The sequence below is a fragment of the Streptomyces sp. SP17BM10 genome, from assembly GCF_036322405.1.
GTDB lineage: Bacteria > Actinomycetota > Actinomycetes > Streptomycetales > Streptomycetaceae > Kitasatospora.
Genome location: NZ_JAQYXB010000060.1, coordinates 1 through 606 on the forward strand (window position 1 = coordinate 1; position 606 = coordinate 606).

At 85.6% G+C, this 606-nt stretch carries 1 protein-coding gene and 1 pseudogene; one reads left to right on the plus strand and one right to left on the minus strand.

Features of this window, described 5'->3' with window-relative positions:
* Window positions 1–353 (minus strand): annotated as a pseudogene (locus PUR71_RS00230) (hypothetical protein); the annotation flags it as partial.
* Between PUR71_RS00230 and PUR71_RS00235 the strand changes: the two are divergent.
* The coding region (locus tag PUR71_RS00235) for a hypothetical protein (protein ID WP_329924249.1) at window positions 331–606 on the plus strand (276 nt) is incomplete at its 3' end. The pseudogene PUR71_RS00230 and the gene PUR71_RS00235 overlap by 23 nt on opposite strands.

The following is a 606-nucleotide window of genomic DNA, read 5'->3' on the forward strand; positions in this document are numbered from 1 at the left end:
AGTACGGCCGCGGTGAGCCCGGCCACGCAGCGGACGCCGCCGGCGTACGCTTCCGCGGCCTCGCGGAGGGCGGCCGTCTCGGCGGCCGTGCGCTTCGTCAGCTCTTCGGCGCCCTGTTCGGCCTGCTCGCGCGCGGCCCGCGCGGCGGCCAGCTGCTCCGCGGGCTCCTCGCGCTCGCGCTGGAGTCCGGCGGCGGCCTCCTCGTGCTCGCGCCGGGTCTCCTCGCGCAGCGCGGTGGCGACCGTCTCGGCCTCGCCCCGGGTGCGGGCGGCCTCGAGCAGTTCCTCGGCCTCGGCGCGCTGGGCGGCCGCCGCGGTGGGGGGGCGCTCGGTGAGCTCCGCGGCGGCCTGCACGGCGTCCGTCCGGGCGGGGGCGGCGTACGCATCGGCGGCGGCGCGGGGGGGGGGGGGGGGGGGGGCGGGGCGGGGGCGGCCCCGGCGCGCGGCCGCGCCGGGCCCCGGCGGCCCCCGCCCGGCCCCGCGCGCCCCCCCCCCCGCGGCCCCCGCCCCCGCCGCCCAGCAGCGCCCGCCCGCCGCCGCCCAGGCAGGCATGGAGGCCCGCGAGCACGCCGCCGCCGACCCGCCGCTGGCCGCCGAGCAGGCCGAG